Origin of the sequence: Moraxella nasibovis, assembly GCF_029581575.1 — a bacterium.
Taxonomy (GTDB): Bacteria; Pseudomonadota; Gammaproteobacteria; order Pseudomonadales; family Moraxellaceae; genus Moraxella; species Moraxella nasibovis.
Window position 1 is genome coordinate 1,085,837 of sequence record NZ_CP089975.1, and the last position, 20,909, is coordinate 1,106,745.

A 20,909-nucleotide genomic window follows, 5' to 3' on the forward strand; every position below is an offset into this window, starting at 1 on the left:
TTTTTTATTTGCCATCGCTGTGTGAATGAGATGTTGCGCTTTTGTTTGATTTTAAAAACTTTTGGATTTTTACTTGATTTTATCCCCCAAAGTCCTTATATTAGTTGAAGTAGTAATCACTACTGGCATGCATCATGCATTCATTTATAATCAAAAGGAATACCATCATGGCATTTACACTACCAGAATTGGGCTACGCCTACGACGCGCTAGAGCCACACTTTGACAAAGAAACCATGGAAATCCACCACTCTCGCCATCATCAAGCGTATGTGAATAACGCAAACGCTGCCCTAGAAGGCACCGAATGGGCGGACAAATCAGCTGAAGAAGTGATCGCCAATCTTGACAAAATCCCAAGCGACAAGCAAACTGCGGTGCGCAACAATGCAGGCGGTCATGCCAACCACAGCCTATTTTGGACCATTCTAAAAACTGGCACCGAGCTTAAAGGCTCACTAAAAGAAGCCATCGAGCGTGATTTTGGTTCGGTAGATGCGTTCAAAGAAGAATTTGAAAAAGCAGCGCAAACTCGCTTTGGCTCAGGCTGGGCGTGGCTGGTTAAGCAAGGTGACAAGCTTGCTGTGGTTTCTACCGCCAACCAAGACAGCCCATTGATGGGCAAAGCGGTGGCAGGCTGTGAAGGTACACCGATCATCGGTCTGGATGTGTGGGAGCACGCTTATTATCTAAAATACCAAAACAAACGCCCAGACTACATCAAGGCATTCTGGGATGTGGTAAACTGGGATCAAGCACAAGCCAACTTTGATGCGGCATGATGGCTTACAAGTAGCTTGATTTTAAAAACACTCAAAACACAGTTTTGGGTGTTTTTTTCATTGCGTTTTTTTAGATATTTAAAATGACAATTCAGACAAAAAAATAAGACCGTAAAAACGGTCTTATTGATTGAGTGATACAAAGACTAGCTTCTTAGACCCTGCTCATCTGCCGATACTTTTAGTACAGGCTTTAATGGCATGAGCGGCGTGACTAAGGCAGCGCTTAGCACTTCATCGATGGTCTCAACTGCTTGAATGGTCAGACCTTCTTTGACATTGTCGGGAATGTCTGCCAAGTCTTTCTCGTTGGATTTTGGAATCAAGACATGCTTGATGCCACCACGGTGCGCCGCCAAGAGCTTTTCTTTGAGTCCGCCGATGCGCAGTACCTTACCACGCAAAGTCACCTCACCTGTCATGGCAATGTCTGGTCGGATGGCGATGCCTGTCAGTGCTGAGACCAAAGCTGTGGTCAGCGCAATACCAGCAGAAGGACCATCTTTGGGCGTTGCACCTTCTGGCATGTGCACATGAATGTCGGTCTCTTTGATTTTGTCATAGCTGATGCCAAAACGCTCGCCACTTGCCCTAGCCACGCTCATGGCAGCACGGATAGACTCTTTCATGACATCGCCTAGCGAGCCTGTAAAGATCAGCTCGCCTTTGCCGGGCATGGTAGCAGTCTCGATGGTGAGTAGCTCGCCACCGACCGAAGTCCATGCCAAACCTGTGATGCGACCGACTTCTGGCTCTTTTTCAGCCAGTCCGTAGTCGTAGGGCTTAACACCCAGATAGTCACTGATGTTGTCATCTGTCACGCTGATGGGTTCGATGACGGTGTCTTTTTTTGGTTTGATCCCATAAGTCTCAACTTGTGAGCGCACGGCTTTACGGCTGATTTTGTTGATTTCACGCTCCAAATTACGCACGCCAGCCTCTCGGGTGTAGTGGCGGATGATGCTGATGATGGCATCCTCTGTGATGTCTAGCTCATCTTTGCTAAGACCGTTTTGTTCGAGTGCTTTTGGCGTCAGATAATTTTGGGCGATCGAGCGTTTTTCGTCCTCAGTGTAGCCAGGCAGACGAATCACCTCCATACGATCAAGCAGGGCAGGTGGAATGTTCATGCTGTTGGCGGTGCAAATGAACATCACCTCTGACAAATCCAAATCAAGGTCAAGATAATGGTCGTTAAAACTGCTGTTCTGTGATGGGTCTAGCACTTCAAGCAGGGCAGATGCAGGATCGCCACGAAAATCTTGTGCCATTTTGTCAATTTCATCAAGCAAAAACAGCGGGTTTTTCACTTCGACCTTAGCAAGGCTTTGCACGATTTTGCCGGGCATGGCACCGATATAAGTGCGGCGATGACCACGAATCTCAGCCTCATCACGCAGCCCACCCAGCGCCATACGCACAAATTTGCGTCCTGTGGCACGAGCGATGGACTCGCCCAAGCTTGTCTTACCCACACCTGGGGGACCAACCAAGCACAGAATCGGACCACGCATCTTTTTGACACGAGACTGCACCGCTAAGTATTCTAAAATGTGATCTTTGACATCGTCGAGTCCATAGTGGTCTTTGTCTAGGGTGTTTTTGGCTTTTTGTAGATTGATGGAAACTTTGCTTGCTTTGTGCCAAGGGGTGTCCAAAATCCACTCAACATAGCCACGCACCACGCTCGCCTCCGATGAGTTTGACGGCATTTGTTTGAGCCTTTTAAACTCGCTTTCGGCTTTTTTGCGTACTTCATCAGGCAGGTCTGCTTCTTTAAGACGCTTTTCAAGCTCGCCATCTTCTTCGTCAGCGCCATCGTTCAAGTCCGACAGCTCAGATTTGATCGCTTTCATTTTTTCATTCAAAAAGTACTCACGCTGATTATTTTCCATCTGCTTGCGGACGGTGTCTTGCAGTTCGTGTTCTAGGCTGCGCTCGGCTTTATTGTTGGTAAAAAACTCCGTCAAGGCGGTGTAATATGCCATGATGTCGTCATTTTCAAGGATATTTTGCTTGTCTTCAAGCTTCATGGACACACGAGTGGCGACGAAGTAGATGAGTTCAAGCAAATCATCGATGCGGCTAGCGACTCGGGCAATCTCACGCCCATTGCGTAAAGTCGTCTCGGCATAATCCACAAAAAAATCAAGCAAAACAGCACGGTGCGCCTCGCTTTCATCGCTTGATAAGGGGTTGGTGATGGGCGCCTCATCAAAAGTGGCAATCAGCGTCTCGTCGATGTCATCGATCTTGGCACGATACAAGCCTTCCATCAGCACTTTTAGGCAGTTGTCATCATTGTCATGCGGCATGGTGCTGATGATGCGACACACCGTGCCATGCTCATAAAGATTGGCGGTGTCGATGTCTTCGGACAGTGAGTCTTTTTGTGATACGACCAAGATTTTTTCATTAAAATGATCTTGGGCGTTTTTGATGGCAGCGATCGACTGCTCTCGACCCACAAATAAGGCGATCTGCATGTGCGGATAGACGACCACATCACGCACCGCCAAAAGTGGTAGGGTATTTTGAGAATGATCTAGGACTTCATCAGTCATGAAGGGCTCCTTTGTCAGTTTGTTTTTGTGTGGATGGTTTATGGTGGTCTTTGCCAAAAAATGCAAGTCTTAGGCATGATTTTTTGTCAAATCACGCTCGACTCAAAGAAGTTTTAAGGATATTTAAGGATAATTGTTAAAGACAAGCTTAAAGTGGTGCGTTTATATGTTTTGTGGGAAAATTTATAAGAATTATTTGCCAAAAAAAAGACAGTGTTTGACGATTGTTATCGGCTGATTGGCATGGCTTGGCAGAAATTTTGGCAAAAATGGGCTATAATGATACAAATTTTGTACTTTTGAGAAATAATCATGAATGCAGTATTGATTGCGGTGGTCATCATGGTTGGGCTGTCTTTGGCTCGTGTCCATGTGGTGTTGAGCCTCATTATTGGGGCGGTGGCGGGTGGTTTGGTGGCGGGCTTGACAGTCGCCGACACGCTGACAGCTTTTCAAGATGGTCTGAAAAATGGCGCTCAAATTGCGCTGTCTTATGCGATTTTGGGGGCATTTGCGATGGCGATCGCTCACTCTGGTGCGCCCAAACTACTGGCAGATGCGATGACCGTCCGGCTCAATCAAGCCTCAGCGACTCGCTCGGTCAAGTGGCTGCTGTTTGCTGTGGTCTGTGTGATGGCGATATTTAGCCAAAATCTCATTCCCATTCACATTGCCTTCATTCCACTCATCATTCCGCCACTACTTTTGCTATTTAACCGCTTACAGGTGGACAGACGGCTTTTGGCGTGTCTGATGACCTTTGGTCTGGTGAATACTTATATGTTCATCCCTTATGGTTTTGGCGACATTTTTTTAAATCAAATCATCCTAAAAAACATCAACGACGCTGGCATGGATACGACAGGTGCATCCATCATGCAGATCATGATAATTCCTGCGCTGGGTATGCTGATTGGGCTTTTATTGGCGGTGTTTGTCAGCTATCGTAAGCCCCGTGTTTATCAAAACATCGAAGTGGCGAAAGCTGCCGATGCTCTGATGACTTCTGACAAACCCAGTCATTATCGTGCTTGGGTGGCGCTGGTGGCGATTATTGCGGCGTTTTTGGTGCATTTATACACCGACTCTTTGCTGATGGGGTCGATTGCAGGTTTTGCCATATTCATGGCGTCAGGCGTGGTGAAGTGGCGTGAGGCTGACAGCGTGTTTAATGACGGCATTAAGATGATGGCGATGATTGGCTTTATCATGATCAGCGCTCAGGGGTTTGCCGAGGTGATGAAAGCGACAGGGCAGATTGATGCGCTGGTGGTGGGGGCGATGGAAGTCTTTGGGGGCAATCAAGCCGTAGCGGCGTTTGTGATGCTCATCATTGGGCTTGTGGTGACGCTTGGCATTGGCTCGTCTTTTTCAACCGTGCCGATTTTGGCGGCGATTTATGTGCCTTTGTGCATGGCACTGGGGTTTAGCATGCCTGCGACCATTGCGCTTGTTGCTACCGCAGGTGTGCTGGGTGATGCAGGTTCGCCAGCGTCCGATTCGACTTTGGGACCCACCATGGGGCTGAATATGGACGGACAGCACGACCACATCAAAGATTCGGTTTTGCCTACTTTTATCCACTATAATATCCCGCTCATCATCTTTGGCTGGATTGCGGCGATGGTGCTATAAGGACGAATCGTCTATTAAAAACGGCTGTCTTATGGCTATTTTAATATGACTATTTTAATGAATCATCAGAGGGCATTGGCTTTCTGATGATTTTTATTTTTTTTGTGATACAGTGGCGACTGTGATTGCCATGCCTTGAAAATGCGCCAAATCGACCTTATTTATGCCAAGATTTGCATCAAGCTTTTAAGCCAAATCCCTGCCAAATGAAATCTCAATCAGTCAGAGCGGCAAAGTGACTGATTGATACTTATTGATAAAATTATGATATAATACAAAAGAATAATACAGCGAGATAAAACATGACTTTTAAAGACAGCAGCATCCATGCCAAGCCTGATACCACCATCGATGCAGACTCAACGCCAGAGGAAGTGCGAGACGAGGCACAAAAAGAAGACTACGAAGACTTCGTATCGCTGAGCAGCGAGCCTGTCTTGACCAATGACGAAGAAGACGCCAGTCACCAGATCATCGAGCAAGACACGCAAGATCAAGAGGTGGTCGTGCCTGTCATGCCGCTTGTGTGATGAAGTTTTGATTAACTTTTGCAATCAAGATGGTGAGCATGTGTCTGTGCGCATTTTTATGATAATTTGACAGATAATTTGATAATTGACAATCAACCGTGAGTGAATAATGAGCGAAAATCAAGGCTGGTTTAGCCGCATGAAACAAGGACTGTCGAAGTCTAGCAAAAACCTAACTGAAGGTTTAATGAATGTGCTGGTCGGCGGTAAAGAAATCGACGATGAGCTGCTCGAAGAGGTGGAAGATCAGCTGTTGGTGGCGGACATTGGTGTGGACGCTACCAACCGCATCATCAAAAGTCTCACCGAGCAGACAGCACGAGGCGACTTGATTTACTCGCATTCGCTGTACAAAGCGCTTAAAAAAGAGCTTGTGGACATTCTTGCGCCAAAAGTGCATCCTTTGCACATCGACACGAGCAAAAAGCCTTTTGTGATATTGATGGTGGGGGTGAATGGCGTAGGCAAAACCACAACCATCGGCAAGCTTGCCAAACGACTGCAAAATGAAGGCAAATCTGTCATGCTGGCAGCAGGCGATACTTTCCGTGCGGCGGCCACTGAGCAGCTGCAAATCTGGGGTGAGAGAAATGGCATTCCTGTGGTGGCGCAAGGTCATGGCTCGGACAGCGCATCGGTCATCTTTGATGCCATGCAGTCTGCCAAAGCACGAGGTATTGATGTGCTGATCGCCGATACCGCAGGGCGCCTGCAAAATAAAACACACCTGATGAATGAGCTTGAAAAAGTAGTGCGTGTGATGAAAAAAGCCGACGAGACTGCGCCGCATGAGACGATGATCGTGCTGGACGCTGGCACAGGTCAAAACGCCATCAATCAAGTGCAAATATTCTCAGAGGCTGTGCCGCTTTCTGGTATCAGCATCACCAAGCTTGATGGTACAGCCAAAGGCGGCGTGGTGTTTAATGTCGCCCAAAATACTAATGTGCCGATTCGATACATTGGTGTGGGTGAGGGCATTGACGACTTGCAAGCCTTTGATCCGCACGAGTTTGTCGAGGCGTTGTTTGATGAAGAAAAATGACGCAGTGTGCCGCAGCTTTTAAGTTGCGGTATTTTTATGCGCCCAATCAATAGTGGTGTGTTTTTGAATTTTTAACCATAATTTTAACAATAAATTGACAATGATCAGTACACATTATACGCCGCCTTTGGGCTTGCCCTTGATGACCTTAACGGTCAAAAATGCCAAGCTGATGGCGCTTGATTGGCATGACGATAAAACCCATGAACTCTACGCCAAACTGGGCAAAAGTGCAAGCTTTGTCAAACAAGATGAGCTTAGGCATGATGATAAAGACCATTCGGTCGCCATATTGACCATGACTCAGCTTGACGAGTATTTTTCTGGGGTGCGGACGCATTTTGATGTGCCGCTTGATTTATCGTCTGGCACGCCGTTTCAGCAGGCGGTTTGGCGGGCGCTGCTTGCCATTGAATATGGGCAGACGATCAGCTATGCCAAGCTTGCGCAGAACATCGCAAAGCCCAGCGCCTTTCGAGCAGCCGCCAACGCCAATGGCAAAAACCCCATCAGTCTCATCGTGCCTTGCCATCGGGTCATCAAAGCAGATGGCGACATCGGCGGCTATACAGGCGGTGTGTTTATCAAATCGGCGCTATTGGCATTGGAGCGTGGTGCTGTGGCGGTGTGATGGTATTGTGCGTAAAGGTTTTGTGGCTTAATCAATATTTTTGTTTGGCGATTTCACTGAGCCAGCCCTTTACCGATTCACTCCGTCAAGTCAATTTAACGCATGGATTTGGGTTGGTTGTATTCAGTTTAGGCTTCTTTGTGCAAATTGTCGCAAATCCACCCTTAAAATATGCAAAAAATTCACCATAAAGCCGCTTGGCATATACCGCCACCCATTCAACTGTGATATAATAAAACGATTTTTTCCATCGCTTAATTTTTTTTGGGGGTTTTTATGTCGTATGCGCTATTTCGTCCATTCTTATTTAACATGGAGCCTGAGCGTGCGCATGAATTCACCCTAAACATGCTTGAAAAGGCGCATAAGGCGAACTTGCTTGGGTTTAGCTATGCCAGACAGTCTCTACCTACCACTTGCATGGGTATCCATCTGCTCAACCCAGTGGGGCTGGCGGCAGGCTTGGATAAAAATGGCTCGCACATCGATGCGCTGAGTGAGCTTGGCTTTGGCTTTTTGGAAGTCGGCACGGTCACGCCTCGCCCACAAGCAGGCAATGACAAGCCCAGACTGTTTCGCCTACCACAGGCTGGCGCCATCATCAACCGCATGGGCTTTAATAACGATGGCGTGGATAAAATGATAGAAAACATCGAGCGTGCCAAATATCAAGGCGTGCTTGGCATCAATATCGGCAAAAACGCCACAACGCCCGTAGAAAACGCCCTTGATGACTATGTGTGCTGCTTGGAGCGTGTGTATCCATATGCCAGCTACATCACCATCAACATCTCAAGCCCAAACACCAAAAATTTACGCAGCCTACAAAGTGCCGATGCGTTGTCGGCGCTGCTTGATGGCATTAAAACTTGCCATACTCGCCTTGCCAATGACTACGGATTTTATGTACCGCTAGCCTTAAAAATCGCCCCAGACTTGGACGAATCGCAGATCGATGAGATCGCTCGTACGGTCGTTGAGTTTGACATTGATGGGCTTATTGCCACCAATACCACGCTGTCTCGTGTGGGCGTGGAGGATTATCCACACGCAGACGAGGCGGGTGGGCTGTCTGGTCGTCCTGTCAGTCATAATAGTACGCAGATTTTGTCTTTATTCCATGACCGCTTGGCGGATAAAGTAGATCTTATCGGTGTCGGTGGTATCGATGAAGGTGAGCTTGCCGCCAAGAAATTCAAAGCAGGGGCGAAGGCGGTGCAGCTTTTCTCTGGGCTGATTTATAAAGGACCTGCGCTCATCACCGACTGCGTGCAGGCGATCGCCGAGCATCAAGAGCGTCATCAAATCGCATGAGTCATTGGGCTGAGTCGATGACATGGATTGACTTGTTCATCATGGTGATGGTGCTGCTTGGCATGTGGCGTGGTTTTGGTGCAGGCTTTGTCAAGACAGCGGCATCGCTCATCTCATGGCTGCTTGCACTCGTGGTGGCGTCACGCTTGGCAAAGTCGGTTGCGCCTTTATTGGCAGAGTTCATCTCCAACCCCATTTTGCAAATCGCAGCAGCGTTTTTGGTGGTGGCGCTGGTTGTGATGATGGCGGTGCAGCTGTTGGCGATGTCACTGACTGGACTCTTTAAGCGCTTGAAATTGGGCTTTTTGGATCGCATTTTAGGTGGTGTGCTGGGCGCTGTGACGGGCGTTTTGAAGGTCTTGATTATCCTTAGCATCGCCTCGCCTTTATTAGTGCATTTACCAAATTGGCAAACCTCCATTTTGGCGCAAAATCTTTTGCCACTCGCCCCTGTCGCTGTGCAGTTATTGCAAGAAGTGCTGGGCGAGACTTGGCAGCAAATTCAAAATCCTTACCAATCTTAACACTTGGAGTGAATTATGTGTGGTGTAATTGGCATTGTGGCGCATGAGCCTGTCAATCAAATGTTGTACGATGGCTTGACCATGTTGCAGCATCGTGGGCAAGATGCGGCGGGTATTGTTACTTTAAAAGATGACAGACTGTACCTGCGCAAAGACAACGGCATGGTGCGTGATGTCTTTTTGAATAAGCACATGGTGCGTCTGGTGGGTAATTTTGGCATCGGGCATGTGCGCTATCCGACAGCTGGCACTTCAAGCACCGCCGAAGCTCAGCCTTTGTATGTCAATTCGCCATACGGCATTGCTTTGGCGCATAATGGCAACCTAACCAACGCCGATAAAATCGCCAAAGAACTTTTTGAAAACGACCACCGTCACCTAAACACCGACTCAGACTCAGAAGTTTTGCTCAATGTATTTGCCAACGAGCTACAAAAGTCTGCCAAGGCAAACCTTGAACCAAACGACATTTTCCATGCCTTGCAAGCGGTCTATCAGCGCTGTGAGGGTGCTTATGGCGTGGTGGCGATCATCGCAGGTCATGGTCTTTTAGCATTCCGTGATCCCAATGGCATCCGTCCGCTTGTCTATGGTCAGCGTCTGACTGAGCATGGCGTGGAGTATGTGGTAGCCTCTGAATCGGTGGCGATTCAGGCGTTGGGCTTTGATATTGTTCGTGATATCGCTCCGGGTGAGGCGATTTTTATTGATTTGTCGCACAATCTACACACTAAGCAGTGCGTGGAGGGCGTCAAACACACCCCGTGCATTTTTGAATATGTGTATTTTGCCCGCCCTGATTCGATCATTGACAACATCTCAGTGCATAAGGCTCGTATGCGTATGGGCGAAAAACTTGCCCAAAAAATCGTCCGTGAGTGGGGCGAGGATCATGGCATCGATGTGGTGATTCCGATTCCTGATACTTCTCGTAATTCGGCATTGGAACTGGCGACACACTTGAATGTCAAGTATCGTGAGGGTTTTAACAAAAACCGCTACATCGGTCGTACCTTTATCATGCCAGGACAAGGTCAGCGCAAAAAGAGCGTCCGTCAAAAGCTGAACGCCATTCCGCTAGAATTTAAAAATAAAAATGTCTTGTTGGTTGATGATTCTATCGTGCGTGGTACGACTTGCCACGAGATCATTCAGATGGCACGAGACGCAGGGGCGAAAAATGTCTTTTTTGCGTCAGCAGCCCCCGAGGTGAAATTCCCCAATGTCTATGGCATCGACATGCCGTCTCGCAGTGAGCTGATTTCATCGGGTCGTACGGTGGAGGAAGTGCGCCAGATCATCGGTGCTGACCGCTTGATTTTCCAAGATTTGGACGATCTGATTGAAGCGGTGAATAACACCAAATACAGTAAAGTGCATGAGTTTGACTGCTCGGTATTTGATGGTAACTATGTGGCAGGCGGCATCGATGAGGCATACCTAGATGCACTGCAAGCTAAGCGCAACGACGCTGCCAAAAACAAAACCGTCACCGTCGTCGATACACCTGTGGACATGACAGGCGTGACGGGCGTTTGATTTGCAGGTATTTGTCATAAAATCATCATAAAATAAGTCGTGAATGCGGCTTATTTTTGTGATGATAACCAAACAAAAACCTAAAACCTTTCGACTTTTTGTGCGTTTTGCGTTAAAGTGGCGCAGCATTTATTGATCATGTGGTATCTTATGAGTATTTTTCAATCAAAATCAACCCTAGCTTTATCCCTGCTGTCCGTATCGGTATTGACCGCTTGCACCAGCAGTAACACACCCACGCAAAATCCACCCATTAAAGTGGTCAATGCCAACGCTCCACAAGCCCAGCAAGCGTCACACCCCATCGTCAAAGTGCAGCCTGCTTGGACTCAGCAGACCCCACAAGCGCAGCCAAAGCCTGTGGTGCAGGCGGCTGGACACTATGCCAGCTTTAACGACTGGAAACAAGACTTCACCAGCCGTGCCATCGCTTTGGGGCATGAGGCAAGCTTGGTGCATCTGCTCATGAGTGGTGCAAGTTTTAGCCAAAGAGTCGTTGATCTGGATCGCTCACAGGCAGAATTTACAAAAATGCCTTGGGAGTATGTCAATTCGGCAGTGTCATCCAGTCGCATCAGTCAAGGTCGAGCCAAGCTTGCTGAATACCCAACCACCTTTAACAACGCTCAGTCTGATTTTGGCGTGCCAAAAGAGATCATGGCAGCCATTTGGGGCTTGGAGTCGTCTTTTGGTGCAGCGATGGGCAATATGAATCTGGTGGATGCGCTCTCGACGCTTGCCTATGACGGTCGCCGCCGTGAATTTGCCGAAAATCAGCTGCTTTCTATACTACAAATGATCCGTCGTGGTGATGCCAGTGTTTCTAGTTTCAAAGGCTCGTGGGCGGGCGGCATGGGGCATACGCAGTTCATTCCCAGCACTTGGATGAAAGAAGGGGTCGATGGCAATAGGGATGGTCAGATCAGCCCTTGGAGCATTGGTGATTCGCTCAATTCCACAGCAAGCTATTTGAAAAACTCAGGCTGGCTGGCAGGTCTTGCGCCTTATTATGAGGTGCGCCTGCCTAATAATTTTAATTACAACCTTTTGAACACCAAGCAGTCTTTGGATGCTTGGCGACAGTTGGGCGTAAGCTCAGCGGCAGGCGAACACTTTGGCGGTGCGGCGTTGGCGGAGCTTTGGCTACCTGCAGGCATCAATGGTCCTGCACTATTGCTGACGCCAAACTTTGAAGTCATCCGAGTTTATAATAATTCGACAAGCTATGCGCTGGCGGTGTCCTTACTTGCCAAGCGTCTGTCTGGCGGCAGCACTCTTGTGGCAAGCTGGCCAAGTCATGAGCAGCCACTGTCTCGCAGCCAAATCCAGATTTTACAAAGAAAGCTGAGCGAACAAGGCTTTGACACAGGTGGTGTGGATGGCGTGGCAGGGGCAAACACTCGCCGTGCTTTTGCCATGTGGCAGGCGGCAAACGGGCGCATTCCTGATGGCTTTATCAGCCAAAACAGCGCAAGCAGCCTGATTTGGTGATTTTTGGCGCTCAATTAGAATCATTTTTAGCCATCTTTATAAAAGTAAACTTTAAGATGGCTAAAATCGAGCCAAAAAATAAACCATGCATCAGACATGGTTTATTTTTTTTGTATAAATAATATAAGTAACAACAATTTATCAGCTGGCGGCAAGTCTGTCTTTTAGATCTTGGTGTGCTTTGACAAAGCCTTCAATGCCTTTGATGAGTAGGGCGTTTAATGGTTCGTTGTCTTGAATACTGCGAAATTGTGCTTCGGTCAAAGGCTTGGGCTTTGGCAAGATGTCGTCTGTGGTGGTTAAGTTTTGCGTCACGCTTAAATTGACGCTTGCCAGCTCGTCCAATAATGCAGGCGAAATGGTCAATAAATCACAGCCTGCCAGTGCGATAAGCTGATGAATGTTGCGAAAACTTGCCCCCATCACTTCGGTGCGATAGCCGTGTTTTTTGTAAAATTGGTAGATTTCTTTGACCGAATTGACGCCCATGTCATCGTGAATGGCGATGGATTCCAGCCCTGTTTGTGCTTTTTGAAAATCAGTGATACGACCAACAAATGGCGAGATGAGCGTTACATTGGCATCGGCACACGCACGAGCTTGGGCGGTGGTAAATAGTAAGGTCAAATTGCAGGCAATGCCTTGCTGCTCAAGGATTTTGGCGGCTTGAATGCCTTCCCAAGTGGCGGCGATTTTGATCAGCACTTTGGATTTATCCACGCCTAGATTTTCATAAAGTTTAATGAATTTTAGGGCTTTTTGCACGGTGGCATCGGTATCAAAAGACAGTCTTGCATCCACTTCGGTAGAAACTCGCCCAGCGATGATTTGGCTGATTTTTTGTCCCAAAGCGACCGTCAGATGGTCAATGGCATCGTCAATGTCCATGCCTTTGACACTTGCCATCAATTCGTCATGCTCGCCACTGGCGAATGCCGCCAAAATCAGGCTTGGGTTGGTGGTGGCATCGGTGGGCTTTAATCGGCTGATGGCGTGTAGATCGCCTGTGTCAGCGACGATGGTGGTGTATTGGGCAAGTTGTTGTAAGCTGTTTTGGGTGGTCATGCTAAGCCTTTTAAAAATTTGTAGAAAATCGGATAAAGTTAGCATATTTTTGATGGACTTGCCAGTGATTTTGTAGTTTTTTTCATAAAAATGATTTGGGAATGAAAAAAATCCAATTTATAACAATTTTTTATGCAAAGTTCGTGAATATGGGTTAATAATTCTCAAAAATCATGGTATCATTGCAATAATTTATCCAAGACAAACCAAGGGAAAACCATGACAGACCACACCACAACACATTTAGACACCAACAAAATCACCAACCTGCGTGGCAGGATTGACAGCATTGACGAGCAAATCCAAACACTCATCAATGAGCGAGCCAGCATCGCCCAAGAAGTCGCCATCGCCAAGAAAAACCATGAAAATCACCCCATCTTTTATCGTCCAGAGCGAGAGGCTCAGGTTTTAAAAGCGGTCATGGAACGCAATTCTGGACCTTTGAGCGGTGAGAAAATGGCTCGCTTGTTCCGTGAGATCATGTCGGTGTGCCTAGAACTTGAAGCACCGCAAAAAGTCGCCTATCTTGGACCTGTGGGGACTTTTACCCATGCGGCGGCACTCAAACACTTCGGCAAGGCGGCGACCACCGTGCCACTTGCCACCATCACTGATGTGTTTCGTGAAGTGGAGGCAGGTTCTGCGATGTATGGCGTTGTCCCTGTGGAAAACTCGTCTGAGGGCGTGGTCAATCATACGCTGGACGCATTTTTGGGGTCAAATTTGCACATTGTGGGCGAGGTGGAGTTGCCGATTCATCACAATTTCTTGGTAGATGAGCATACCAAAGTAGATGTCATCTCCAAGATTTACGCCCATCAGCAGACGCTCGCCCAATGCCGTCAATGGCTGGACAGTCATTATCCAACCGTGGAGCGAGTGGCGGTGTCGTCAAATGGCGAGGCGGCTCGTAGAATTAAAAACGAATGGCATTCGGCGGCGATTGCAGGGGGCGTGGCGGCAGCAGAATACGGCTTGCACAAACTGCATGAAAACATCGAGGACAACCCAAGCAACACCACTCGCTTTCTCATCATCGGTCATGAAGCGGTCGCCCCAAGCGGACATGATAAGACTTCCATCGTGGTGTCAAGCCCAGACCGTGCAGGTGCGCTGATTGAAATTTTAGAACCGCTAAAACGCCACGGTGTGTCCATGACGAGTATCGAGACTCGCCCAGAGCGTCCGAACAAATGGGCGTATGTGTTCTTTATTGACATGAATGGGCATATTGATGATGAGAATGTTAAAAATGCCATTGATGACATCATCAAAATCGCCAAAGATGTGCGAGTATTAGGCTCATATCCGCAGGCGGTGATTTAAACCACGCTCCCCATTATTTAAATAGATAAAAATAATGGGGAGATCTGCTTTTTTTATCATTATTTTAATTAAAAAAACCGCAAAAACTATGTTTAACAATATTCTTATCATCGGCTTAGGCTTAATTGGCGGTAGTATTTTACAGGGCATTCTTGACAATCGCCTTGCTGATAACCTATATGCGGTGGATTTTGATAAATCAGTGATTGATAATGCCATCAAGGATAAGTTAATCACAAATGGCGATGATGAGTTATTAACTCTGGCAAAGACAGGCGTATTAAAAGATTGTGAATGTATCATCATTGCCGTACCTGCTTTTGCGGTAAAAACTGTTTTATCGCAAATCAAAACCGCCATTGATGATAAGCTATTGCCAAGTGATATTATCATCAGCGATACCGCCAGTACCAAAGGCAATGTTTTACAAGATGCTTTTGCTATTTTTGGCGAATTACCGCCTAATTTGGTGCTGGCTCACCCCATTGCAGGGGCGGAAAAGTCGGGCTTTATGGCAAGAAATGGGGCGTTGTTTAAATCGCATAAGCTGATTATTTGTCCGCATGACTTTAATGACAAACAAGCCGTTGATAAAATCGCTACCCTTTGGCAATCGCTTGGGGCGAGTGTGGATTTTATGCCGTGCGATAAACACGATGAAGTTTTGGCATTAACGAGCCACCTGCCGCATTTATTGTCTTATGCGTTGACTTATCAGCTTGCCAAAGATGAAGAAAGTCTTAATATTTTTCGTTATGCGGGCGGGGGCTTTCGGGATTTTAGCCGTATTTCGGCAAGTAGTCCGATTATGTGGCACGACATATTTTTGGCAAACAAACAGGCGGTGTTAAAAGGATTGGATAGTTATCAAGCGATTTTAAATCAATTAAAATCCGCCATTGAAAATGATAATTCTGATGACTTATTAACAACTTTTGAAATTGCCAAAAACGCTCGGGAACATTTTGGGCGGTTGTTGATTGAAAAAGAGAAGTTAAAGAATGGCGTTTAGTTATTGATGAGCATTTAAGGGAACAAAGTGGAGTTTTTTGCAAATCATTTTGGCATTCATCATTTAATGTTATTTGTCAGCTCGGCAATTATTTTTGTTTTGACACCAGGCATTGATACGGTATTTGTGTTAAATCGCACTTTGCAAAATGGGAGAATGGCGGGTATCTTGTCGGCTCTTGGTGTGGCAACAGGTGTTTTGGTGCATACTTTATTTGCCACGCTTGGGCTTGCTAGCATTTTGGCAAAATCGGCAACCGCTTTTATGTTGATTAAATATTTGGGGGCAATGTATTTGATTTATCTAGGTATTATGGCAATTAAAAATGCCTTAAATGCCAAAAATTATCAAATCAATGCAGAAACCAATCCAAAATCTACCAAAAACGCCTATTTAATAGGGCTTTTAACCAATGTTTTAAATCCTAAAGTTGCCTTATTCTTTTTGGCATTTTTTCCGCAATTTATTCAAAAAGACGCACTGGCAAATGCAACGCCTTATTTATTTTTGGGCGGATTGTACGCCATCATCTCGGTAACTTGGCTTGTATTGCTTGCCATTATTGGGGCAATGTTCATTCAATTTTTGCAAAGCGTCAAAGCAAGGCGGTCAATGGACGGAATTTCTGGTATTGCTTTTATTGGGCTTGGGGCAAAATTGGGATTTTCACATCAGTAAACTTTGAATATTGCTAAAATGTAAGGATATTTTTGGGCGGTTGCTTATTGAGAAAGAGAAGTTGAAAAATGATTGCCAATCAAATTGACATTGATATTATTAACAATTATTCAACTTATGATATTTTTATTTTGATAGATAATCAATCGGTATTTGAATTGGAATGCTTTGATTTGCAAATTAATTTTAATTCTCTATTTGACTTATTGACAAAATTGGAAAAAGATATAGTATCAGAACCGATATTTTTTGAATTAACGGATTATTGTTGCAATCCAGTAATTCTTAAAATTTCCCCTTATCCACCTTTTGATTGGATTGTATTAAATATTCCTGATCAAAATGATAAAAGAAAATTCTTTATTGATAGGCAGCAATTTTGTTATGCGATTAAAATTGCCGTAGAGAAGTTCACTTATTTAATGTATTAAATGACCAATTGGAAAAACCCTATGAAATACAAACTCACCCCCAGCACCACCTTTACAGGCACGCATAAAGTCGCCCCTGACAAATCCATTTCGCACCGCTCTATTATGTTTGGCAGTTTGGCAAATGGCGTAACCCGTGTTACCAATTTCTTAGAAGGCGAAGATGCCCTTTCTACCTTGCAAGCCTTTCGTGATATGGGCGTGCAAATCGAGCGAGACGGCGACAAAGTGACGATTTATGGCGTGGGAATGAATGGACTACAAGCCCCAACCAAACCGCTTGATATGGGCAATTCTGGCACGAGTATGCGACTTCTGGCGGGAATTTTGTCGGCTCAGGGCTTTGATAGCACAATGATTGGCGACCCAAGCCTATCAAAACGCCCAATGGAGCGAGTCGCCAAACCCTTACGCCAAATGGGAGCGAAAGTCGCCACGACAGGCGAGCGTGGCACACCGCCGATGACGATTACGGGCGGTCAGACCCTAAACGCTATCCATTATGAAATGCCGATGGCGTCCGCCCAAGTCAAGTCGTGCCTGCTTTTGGCGGGACTGTGGGCGAATGGCGAGACGGTGGTGATTGAGCCTGAAATTACCCGTGACCACACCGAGCGAATGCTCACCGCTTTTGGCTATGATGTCAAAGTTACGCCCTTAGAGAGTGGCAACGAAATCCGCCTAACGGGGGGCGGAGAGCTTACCGCCTGCGACATTGAAGTGCCTGCGGACATTTCAAGCAGTGCGTTTTTTATGGTGGCAGGGGCGATTGCTGGCAGGGGCGATGTGGTACTGTCAAAGGTGGGGATAAATCCGACTCGTACTGGCGTGATTGACATTTTACGCCTAATGGGGGCGGATATTTCTTTGCAAAATCAAACACTTGTCGGTGGCGAGCCTGTGGCGGACATTTGTGTCAAATCAAGCAAATTGCACGGCATTGAAATTCCTTTGCACCTTGTGCCATTGGCGATTGATGAATTTCCTGTGATTTTTGTGGCGGCTGCCTGTGCGACTGGTAAGACCATTTTGCGTGGGGCAGAAGAACTGCGTGTCAAGGAATCCGACCGCATACAGGTAATGGCGGACGGTCTGACAACGCTTGGCATTGACTGCACGGTGCTTGATGACGGCATTGAGATTATTGGGCGTGGCGAGAGCGAGTTTGTGTTTGGCGGTGGGACGATTGAATCTCATCACGACCATAGAATTGCGATGAGCTTTGCGGTGGCAAGCCTACGAGCAAAAGATGAGATTGTGATTCACGGTACAGAGACGGTGGCGACAAGTTTTCCGAATTTTGCTAAATTGGTAAAAGAAGCGGGGCTAAATTTGGAAGTGGTTGAATAATAAAGCTGTTTTAAATGTAGGGGCGAATTGCAATTCGCCCAAGCTGCAAGGGCGAACTACGCACCGTTTGGGTTTTGTGCCTTAAATTGGTGCGTATTACGCACCTTACGGTTTGATTTTTGAAAATCCCAATCGCTATTTAATGACGGCTTTTGTGTTAAATTAAATTTATTGGGCGATGATAAAATTATGGCAATGTTTGAAGAAAGTTTTGATGAAAGTATAGAATAAATGCAACCCACCCAACAAAAAGGCATACTCTTGGGTCTTATCGCCTATGCGATGTGGAGTCTGTTTCCTTTTTATTTTAAACACCTTGCTCATTACAACGCCATTGAAGTCATCGGTCATCGGCTGATTTGGACTTGCGTGATTTTGCTGATGTTTTTGCTAATCAAAAAACATTGGCAAGCCATCACGCTCATTAAACAAAATCCCAAAATCATCGGCTGGACTTTTGTTTCAGGGCTTTTGATTGCGACTAATTGGCTCACCTATGTATGGGCGGTGGCAAATGATAAAATCATTGATGCAAGTTTGGGCTATTTCATCAGCCCTTTGATGGGTGTGGCGCTGTCGTTTTTTGTGTTAAAAGAGCGACTTAGACCCTTGCAAATCATCGCCATCGTGCTTGCAAGCGTGGCGGTGGGCGGACAGGTCGTCATGTTGGGATTTTTGCCGATTGTATCGCTGTCTTTGGCATTGTCATTTGCTTTTTATGGCTTGATGCAAAAACGCACGCCACTGGACAGTGTGTCGGCGTTGTTCTTGGAAACCGCCATGCTCGTGCCGTTTTGTGTGGTGTGGTTTATGATGAATGAAGTGCCAAGCAGTGAGCTGTCATTTTGGGTGTCCGATGACATTTGGCTGTTGATGCTTGCAGGTCCGATCACTTTAATTCCGCTGTTATTGTATAATCAAGCCACCAAGCTTGTGAATTTTAATACCCTAAGTTTTATGCAATATATTACGCCGACTTCGGTGTTTGTCATTGCGGTGTTTTATTATCATGAGCCGATTGATGTGAAGCGGCTGATGGTATTTGGGCTGATTTGGCTGGCGCTGGTGGTGTTTAGCGTTGATTTATTAAAACGACAACGATCGGTTGTCATCAATTAAAAAGGCAATCATAATCATGAGTGATTTTGTTTTTATTCAAGGGCTAAAAGTTCAAACCGTCATTGGCGTGTATGATTGGGAGCGTGCGATTGAGCAGCTGCTTGTCATTGATGCCAAGATGGGTTGCGACATCAGTCAGGCTGCCAAGACGGACGATGTCGCTCATGCGGTGAATTATAAGACGGTGTGTGAAGATATTGAGCGTATTTGTCATCAGATGAAAGCCAAATTGCTAGAATCTTTGGCGGAGAGTATTTGCCAGCACATTTTGGACAATTATGCTTGTACTTCTGTGGCACTAACCATTCACAAACCCAATGCCATCAAGCAGGCAGACGGTGTGGGCGTGAGTGTTGAGCGTAGCCGATGAGTGTGCAAAGCCGATGAATGCGGTTGTTAAAAGCAATGTCTGTGATTTATCATCACAAAGCCATCTCATTGTCAGTGCATTTGTGGTGGCAATGGGTAGTAACAGTCATGCCAAACGAGCCTTTGCCATCGCAGAGTGTGAGCTTACGAGTTTGGGTGAGTTACAAATGTCTGCACAGACGGTAGGGCTTGATTTTACAGGGCGAACCGATTTGGTGTATCACAATGCCTGTGCGATGGTGTCTTTAAATGAGCCGATGGTTTTTACTGATTTATATTGGCAATTAAAAGACATTGAACGCCAGTGCGGACGAGTGCAGGGCGGTCAGGGCGTGCCGATGGATTTGGACATTTTGGCGGTATTTGATGGCAAGGTGTGGCAAATCAGCCAAAAGCGACTGCCTTTTAAAGCTCATGAGCGGGCAGGGCTAAGTGAAGTGGCGAGTTTTTTATTATAAAATTTTATAAAAAAAGCGGATATGAACAATATCCGCTTTTTTAAAGGCTTATTGATAAAATCTTGTCCCATCGGCTTGCGTTTTAAACCTGCGATGAAACCACATCCATTGACTTAGGTCTTTTTTGATGATGTTTTCAAAGACATCATTGATACGCTGTGCGTCCGCCAGCTCGTCATCGCTCGGATAATTATCAAGCACAGGCGAGAGCGTTAGGTGATAATGCGGGCGTTTGCCTTTGGGAATATTATCAGGCGTTTGGCGAATCATGTCAAAGGCGATGAACACAGGTGGATTGCTTTTGTCGCCCATGCGTGCAAAACGGCGTTGGGCGGTGATGGTCGCAGACGGCACGCCAAAAAATGTCGCCATCACGCCATGTTCCAAGCCAAAATCTTGGTCAGGACTGTACCAAATTACCTTACCAGCCTTAATGCGAGTAATGAGTTTTTTCATATCACGGCTATTAATCTGCTCATCAAAAATATGGCGGCGACCGTTATAAATGAACCATTCCAAAAGTGGATTGTTTTGTTTGCGGTACATACAATCAGCAGGGAAAAACTGCGTACACAAACGCCCGCCCAAATCCAGCGTGGTAAAATGTCCGCCCAATAATATCACGGCTTTATTTTCTTTTTGGGCGGTGATTAAATGCTGTAAGCCTGAAATACTAAAAGTGCGTTTAAACACATTTGGGCGAAACCATGCGTTCAATGTTTCAAAAATACCAATGCCTTGATTGACAAAAGTTTGTTTGGCGATAGCGATTTTTTCATCATCGGATTTATCAGGAAAGGCAAGGGTTAAATTGGTGAGCGTATCGTTCACTCGTCTTGGAATGAAACGATAAGCCAGCTGCCCAATTTTTTTGCCAATCATAAACTGCACACGCAGCGGCAAATAAATCAGCGGTAAAAATATCGCCAACGCCAACCAAATGCCCCAATATTGCGGCTTTAAAAATTGCCACTGCCAAGGAGCTTTATCCGCCATGCTCGTTTGCTTGTGCGTGTCGGTCAAATCGGGCATTTTTTTAATGT

General features: G+C 46.3%; 19 protein-coding genes and 1 pseudogene. 17 read left to right on the forward strand and 3 right to left on the reverse strand.

The features are described 5' to 3' along the window. The first annotated feature begins 167 nt into the window (after nucleotides 1-167). Nucleotides 168-782 (forward strand): superoxide dismutase [Mn], encoded by a 615-nt coding sequence (sodA, locus tag LU290_RS05220; protein ID WP_277809487.1) that lies wholly within the window; start codon nucleotides 168-170, stop codon nucleotides 780-782. Between the two features lie 146 nt (nucleotides 783-928). Here sodA and lon read toward each other — a convergent pair whose 3' ends face one another. Then, on the reverse strand, nucleotides 929-3,346 hold the full coding sequence (lon, locus tag LU290_RS05225; protein WP_277809488.1) for an endopeptidase La: 2,418 nt from the start codon (nucleotides 3,344-3,346) through the stop codon (nucleotides 929-931). Nucleotides 3,347-3,658: 312 nt separating this feature from the next. On the opposite strand from lon, the gene LU290_RS05230 reads away from it, so the two are divergent. The 8 genes from LU290_RS05230 (at nucleotide 3,659) to LU290_RS05265 (ending at nucleotide 12,055) form a co-directional block, all read left to right on the forward strand. Continuing rightward, complete coding sequence (locus LU290_RS05230; protein ID WP_277809489.1) at nucleotides 3,659-4,981, forward strand: Na+/H+ antiporter family protein; 1,323 nt, start codon at nucleotides 3,659-3,661, stop codon at nucleotides 4,979-4,981. 302 nt (nucleotides 4,982-5,283) lie between these two features. Further along, nucleotides 5,284-5,511: a hypothetical protein gene (locus tag LU290_RS05235; protein WP_277809490.1), complete on the forward strand. Its 228-nt coding sequence runs from the start codon at nucleotides 5,284-5,286 to the stop codon at nucleotides 5,509-5,511. A 109-nt stretch (nucleotides 5,512-5,620) separates the two neighbouring features. Next, a complete protein-coding gene (ftsY, locus tag LU290_RS05240; protein WP_277809491.1) occupies nucleotides 5,621-6,556 on the forward strand; it encodes a signal recognition particle-docking protein FtsY in 936 nt (311 codons plus the stop codon). Between the two features lie 100 nt (nucleotides 6,557-6,656). Continuing rightward, on the forward strand, nucleotides 6,657-7,187 hold the full coding sequence (locus LU290_RS05245; protein WP_277809492.1) for a methylated-DNA--[protein]-cysteine S-methyltransferase: 531 nt from the start codon (nucleotides 6,657-6,659) through the stop codon (nucleotides 7,185-7,187). 276 nt (nucleotides 7,188-7,463) lie between these two features. Further along, nucleotides 7,464-8,501: a quinone-dependent dihydroorotate dehydrogenase gene (locus LU290_RS05250; RefSeq protein ID WP_277809493.1), complete on the forward strand. Its 1,038-nt coding sequence runs from the start codon at nucleotides 7,464-7,466 to the stop codon at nucleotides 8,499-8,501. Further along, nucleotides 8,498-9,025 carry a CvpA family protein gene (locus LU290_RS05255; protein WP_277809494.1) on the forward strand — a complete coding sequence of 176 codons (528 nt, stop codon included), beginning with the start codon at nucleotides 8,498-8,500 and terminating at the stop codon, nucleotides 9,023-9,025. Before LU290_RS05250 ends, LU290_RS05255 begins: the two co-directional genes overlap by 4 nt. 15 nt (nucleotides 9,026-9,040) lie before the next feature. Continuing rightward, nucleotides 9,041-10,564: an amidophosphoribosyltransferase gene (purF, locus tag LU290_RS05260; RefSeq protein WP_277809495.1), complete on the forward strand. Its 1,524-nt coding sequence runs from the start codon at nucleotides 9,041-9,043 to the stop codon at nucleotides 10,562-10,564. 150 nt (nucleotides 10,565-10,714) lie between these two features. After that, nucleotides 10,715-12,055 (forward strand): lytic murein transglycosylase, encoded by a 1,341-nt coding sequence (locus tag LU290_RS05265; protein ID WP_277809496.1) that lies wholly within the window; start codon nucleotides 10,715-10,717, stop codon nucleotides 12,053-12,055. A 141-nt stretch (nucleotides 12,056-12,196) separates the two neighbouring features. Here the strand turns inward: LU290_RS05265 and LU290_RS05270 are convergent, their stop codons facing one another. Then, a complete protein-coding gene (locus tag LU290_RS05270; protein WP_277809497.1) occupies nucleotides 12,197-13,120 on the reverse strand; it encodes a transaldolase in 924 nt (307 codons plus the stop codon). Nucleotides 13,121-13,339: 219 nt separating this feature from the next. On the opposite strand from LU290_RS05270, the gene pheA reads away from it, so the two are divergent. The 8 genes and pseudogenes from pheA (at nucleotide 13,340) to LU290_RS05310 (ending at nucleotide 19,866) form a co-directional block, all read left to right on the forward strand. Continuing rightward, a complete protein-coding gene (gene pheA / locus LU290_RS05275) occupies nucleotides 13,340-14,449 on the forward strand; it encodes a prephenate dehydratase (RefSeq protein ID WP_277809498.1) in 1,110 nt (369 codons plus the stop codon). Nucleotides 14,450-14,537: 88 nt separating this feature from the next. Continuing rightward, entirely contained in the window at nucleotides 14,538-15,461 is a 924-nt protein-coding gene (locus LU290_RS05280) for a prephenate dehydrogenase/arogenate dehydrogenase family protein (RefSeq protein WP_277809499.1), read from the forward strand. 27 nt (nucleotides 15,462-15,488) lie between these two features. After that, nucleotides 15,489-16,139, forward strand: coding sequence for a LysE family translocator (locus LU290_RS05285; protein WP_277809500.1), 651 nt, complete (start codon nucleotides 15,489-15,491; stop codon nucleotides 16,137-16,139). A gap of 68 nt (nucleotides 16,140-16,207) precedes the next feature. Next, a complete protein-coding gene (locus tag LU290_RS05290; protein ID WP_277809501.1) occupies nucleotides 16,208-16,570 on the forward strand; it encodes a hypothetical protein in 363 nt (120 codons plus the stop codon). Between the two features lie 48 nt (nucleotides 16,571-16,618). Then, nucleotides 16,619-17,920: pseudogene (gene aroA / locus LU290_RS05295) on the forward strand (3-phosphoshikimate 1-carboxyvinyltransferase); the annotation flags it as partial. A gap of 231 nt (nucleotides 17,921-18,151) precedes the next feature. Then, nucleotides 18,152-19,039 carry an EamA family transporter RarD gene (rarD, locus tag LU290_RS05300; RefSeq protein ID WP_277809502.1) on the forward strand — a complete coding sequence of 296 codons (888 nt, stop codon included), beginning with the start codon at nucleotides 18,152-18,154 and terminating at the stop codon, nucleotides 19,037-19,039. A 16-nt stretch (nucleotides 19,040-19,055) separates the two neighbouring features. Continuing rightward, on the forward strand, nucleotides 19,056-19,409 hold the full coding sequence (gene folB / locus LU290_RS05305; protein WP_277809503.1) for a dihydroneopterin aldolase: 354 nt from the start codon (nucleotides 19,056-19,058) through the stop codon (nucleotides 19,407-19,409). Beyond that, on the forward strand, nucleotides 19,393-19,866 hold the full coding sequence (locus tag LU290_RS05310; RefSeq protein WP_277809504.1) for a 2-amino-4-hydroxy-6-hydroxymethyldihydropteridine diphosphokinase: 474 nt from the start codon (nucleotides 19,393-19,395) through the stop codon (nucleotides 19,864-19,866). The genes folB and LU290_RS05310 overlap by 17 nt, the downstream gene beginning before the upstream one ends. 48 nt (nucleotides 19,867-19,914) lie before the next feature. On the opposite strand, the gene LU290_RS05315 is transcribed toward LU290_RS05310, so the two are convergent. Beyond that, a complete protein-coding gene (locus LU290_RS05315) occupies nucleotides 19,915-20,898 on the reverse strand; it encodes an LpxL/LpxP family acyltransferase (protein ID WP_277809561.1) in 984 nt (327 codons plus the stop codon). Nucleotides 20,899-20,909: the final 11 nt, after the last annotated feature.

What these genes read in the sequence shown, in the direction of transcription:
- sodA (WP_277809487.1), top strand. Translation starts at nt 168, where the DNA reads ATGGCATTTACACTACCAGAATTGGGCTACGCCTACGACGCGCTAGAG.
- lon (WP_277809488.1), bottom strand. Translation starts at nt 3,346, where the DNA reads ATGACTGATGAAGTCCTAGATCATTCTCAAAATACCCTACCACTTTTG.
- LU290_RS05230 (WP_277809489.1), top strand. Translation starts at nt 3,659, where the DNA reads ATGAATGCAGTATTGATTGCGGTGGTCATCATGGTTGGGCTGTCTTTG.
- LU290_RS05235 (WP_277809490.1), top strand. Translation starts at nt 5,284, where the DNA reads ATGACTTTTAAAGACAGCAGCATCCATGCCAAGCCTGATACCACCATC.
- ftsY (WP_277809491.1), top strand. Translation starts at nt 5,621, where the DNA reads ATGAGCGAAAATCAAGGCTGGTTTAGCCGCATGAAACAAGGACTGTCG.
- LU290_RS05245 (WP_277809492.1), top strand. Translation starts at nt 6,657, where the DNA reads ATGATCAGTACACATTATACGCCGCCTTTGGGCTTGCCCTTGATGACC.
- LU290_RS05250 (WP_277809493.1), top strand. Translation starts at nt 7,464, where the DNA reads ATGTCGTATGCGCTATTTCGTCCATTCTTATTTAACATGGAGCCTGAG.
- LU290_RS05255 (WP_277809494.1), top strand. Translation starts at nt 8,498, where the DNA reads ATGAGTCATTGGGCTGAGTCGATGACATGGATTGACTTGTTCATCATG.
- purF (WP_277809495.1), top strand. Translation starts at nt 9,041, where the DNA reads ATGTGTGGTGTAATTGGCATTGTGGCGCATGAGCCTGTCAATCAAATG.
- LU290_RS05265 (WP_277809496.1), top strand. Translation starts at nt 10,715, where the DNA reads ATGAGTATTTTTCAATCAAAATCAACCCTAGCTTTATCCCTGCTGTCC.
- LU290_RS05270 (WP_277809497.1), bottom strand. Translation starts at nt 13,120, where the DNA reads ATGACCACCCAAAACAGCTTACAACAACTTGCCCAATACACCACCATC.
- pheA (WP_277809498.1), top strand. Translation starts at nt 13,340, where the DNA reads ATGACAGACCACACCACAACACATTTAGACACCAACAAAATCACCAAC.
- LU290_RS05280 (WP_277809499.1), top strand. Translation starts at nt 14,538, where the DNA reads ATGTTTAACAATATTCTTATCATCGGCTTAGGCTTAATTGGCGGTAGT.
- LU290_RS05290 (WP_277809501.1), top strand. Translation starts at nt 16,208, where the DNA reads ATGATTGCCAATCAAATTGACATTGATATTATTAACAATTATTCAACT.
- rarD (WP_277809502.1), top strand. Translation starts at nt 18,152, where the DNA reads ATGCAACCCACCCAACAAAAAGGCATACTCTTGGGTCTTATCGCCTAT.
- folB (WP_277809503.1), top strand. Translation starts at nt 19,056, where the DNA reads ATGAGTGATTTTGTTTTTATTCAAGGGCTAAAAGTTCAAACCGTCATT.
- LU290_RS05315 (WP_277809561.1), bottom strand. Translation starts at nt 20,898, where the DNA reads ATGCCCGATTTGACCGACACGCACAAGCAAACGAGCATGGCGGATAAA.